Genomic DNA, 2,756 nt, shown 5'->3' with positions numbered 1-2,756 from the left:
GGCCGCTTCGCAGCCCAGCGCGGGGCAAGCCCGCTCACTACAATAGCCCTGCTGACCGCTTGTCACCGATGGATAAACTGGTTGACCACACCCTCCAGCATCTCCTGCCGGCCACTCACGGCCTGCGGGTTCAGCTCGTTGGCAAACGCATGTTCGGCGAGTGATTCCAGGCTGAATTCACCCGCCAATACCGCTTGGCCCAATGGCTGGTTCCAGCCGGCATAGCGCTGGTCCTTGAACTGCTGCAGCCGGTCGTTCTGTACCATTTGCGCTGCGCGTTCCAGGGACAGGGCGAGCACATCCATGGCGGCCACGTGGCCGTGAAACAGGTCTGCATCGTCGAGGCTCTGGCGGCGCACCTTGGAGTCGAAATTGTAGCCGCCGTGCTTGAAACCACCGGCCTTGAGGATTTCATAGGTGGCGAGGGTCATTTCCTCGACACTGTTGGGGAACTGGTCGGTGTCCCAGCCGTTCTGCGGGTCGCCACGGTTGGCGTCGATGCTGCCGAAGATGCCCAGGGACACGGCGGTAGCAATTTCGTGATGGAAACTGTGCCCGGCCAACGTCGCGTGGTTGGCCTCGATATTGACCTTGATCTCATGCTCCAGGCCGTATTCATGCAGAAAGCCGAACACCGTGGCGCTGTCGTAATCGTATTGGTGCTTGGTCGGCTCCTGGGGCTTGGGCTCGATCAGCAGGTCGCCCTTGAAACCGATCTTGTGCTTGTGCTCCACCACCATGCGCATAAAGCGCCCGAGTTGTTCGCGCTCGCGCTTGAGGTCGGTATTGAGCAGGGTTTCATAGCCTTCGCGGCCGCCCCACAGCACATAGTTGGAACCCTTGAGCCGCAAGGTGGCGTTCATTGCACTGAACACCTGGGCAGCGGCGAAGGCGAACACTTCCGGGTCCGGGTTGCTGGCAGCGCCGGCGGCAAAACGCGGGTTGCTGAAGCAGTTGGCGGTGCCCCACAGCAGCTTGATACCGGTCTGTTCCTGGTGGCGCTCCAGGTGGTCGACCATCTGTGCGAAGTGGTGGCGGTACTCCTTGAGCGAACTGCCTTCGGGGGCTACGTCGGTGTCATGAAAACTGTAGTAATCAATGCCCAGCTTGGAGAAAAACTCGAACGCCGCGTCGGCCTTGCCGATCGCCAGTTCCATCGGGTCACCGCTGCGCTGCCACGGGCGCTTGAAGGTGCCGACGCCGAACATGTCCGCCCCGGGCCACACGAACGTATGCCAATAACAGGCCGCCATGCGCAGGTGTTCACGCATGGGTTTGCCGAGGATGAGTTTGTTGGCGTCGTAGTGGCGAAAGGCAAGGGGTGAGTCGCTGCTGGGGCCTTCGAAGCGAACCTTCTCGACACCGGGGAAGTACGGCATGGCGTTTTCCTTATTGTTCTTGGCGGTGTCTGGATACTAGCAACGGCACCTGGCCTGCCGATTATGAAAATCACCAAGGTGTAGTGCGATTTTGAGTGGCGAGGGCTAGTCTGTGGCGACCGGCCTCAGGACAAAAACAATGAAAACCCTACCGCCCGTTCACCGCATTGCCCTGTTGTTCAATGGCAGCAAAATCTACGACCGCGGCATCATCACCGGCATCGGTAATTACCTGAGCAGCACCCGTGTGTCGTGGGATTTGTTCCTGGAAGAAGATTTCCTCTGCCGCCTCAGGGGCATCGAGCGCTGGCAGGGCGACGGCATCATTGCCGACTTTGACGACCCGTTGATTGGCGAGGCGTTGGCCGACATCAAGCTGCCGGTGGTCGCGGTAGGCGGCTCCTACGAGGATGCACGTGCCTACCCCAGCGGCATTCCGTATGTGGCCACGGATAATTACGCGTTGATCAAGCTGGCGTATGAGCACCTGATCGAAGCCGGCTTGACCCGCTTTGTCTGTTTCAGCCTGCCACAGGCCCAGGCCAACCGCTGGGCCCAGGAGCGCGAGAAAGCCTTTCGCCGCCTGATGCAGCGCGATGGTTTGCAGGTGGAGGTTTATCGGGGCCTGGGCACCAGTGCGCCGTTATGGGACAGCGCCGTGGAGCAGCAGATCGCCTGGCTGCAGGCGTTGCCCAAACCTATCGGCATCATCGCCGTCACCGATGCGCGCGCCCGCCAATTGTTGCAAGCGTGCCTGACCGCCGGCATCGCCGTGCCGGAGGAAGTGGCGTTGATCGGTATCGACAACGACCCCCTGACCCGCACGCTCACGCGCGTGCCGTTGAGTTCTGTGATCCAGGGCACCGAAACCATGGGCCGCACGGCCGCGGCATTGCTGCACCAGATGCTGCACGGCAAACCCTGCGCGGGCACGCAGATTCTGGTACCGCCGGAGGCGATCAACGTGCAGGCCTCCAGCCTGCACCAACCTTTGGGCAACCCCTACGTGATGCAGGCAATGCTGTTTATCCGCCAGTACGCGTGCCAGGGCATCAAGACCGCGCAGGTGGCGGCGTATGTGGGGGTGTCGCGTTCGTCCCTGGAATCGCATTTTCGCAAGGAACGGGGGTGCAGCGTGCACGATGAAATCCTGCGCTTCAAACTCGCGGCCGCCGCCAAGGGCCTGGAGAACGAGGCCCTTGCGATTGCTGACGTGGCGACGAGCTGTGGCTTTAAATCGGCGCAGTACCTGCACACGGTGTTTCGGAGGGAGTTTGGGTGTACGCCGCGTGAGTATCAGCAGGGCACATGATTCAAGCGTAAAGCGGAACCCAATGTGGGAGCGGGCTTGCTCGCGAAGGCGGTGGGTCAGCCAAT

The 2,756-nt window shown here is 61.2% G+C and carries 2 protein-coding genes; one reads left to right on the top strand and one right to left on the bottom strand.

The features are described from left to right. Positions 1-62 precede the first annotated feature (62 nt). Positions 63-1,379 (bottom strand): xylose isomerase, encoded by a 1,317-nt coding sequence (gene xylA / locus WBB95_RS07740; RefSeq protein ID WP_424487033.1) that lies wholly within the window; start codon positions 1,377-1,379, stop codon positions 63-65. Positions 1,380-1,518: 139 nt separating this feature from the next. Here xylA and WBB95_RS07735 point away from each other — a divergent pair, with 139 nt between their 5' ends. Continuing rightward, positions 1,519-2,691, top strand: coding sequence for a XylR family transcriptional regulator (locus WBB95_RS07735; protein ID WP_424487032.1), 1,173 nt, complete (start codon positions 1,519-1,521; stop codon positions 2,689-2,691). Positions 2,692-2,756: the final 65 nt, after the last annotated feature.

The sequence above is a fragment of the Pseudomonas sp. genome (assembly GCF_049645325.1).
GTDB lineage: Bacteria > Pseudomonadota > Gammaproteobacteria > Pseudomonadales > Pseudomonadaceae > Aquipseudomonas.
The sequence above is the reverse complement of the archived record's forward strand: the minus strand, read 5'-3'. Positions and strand labels throughout refer to the sequence as shown.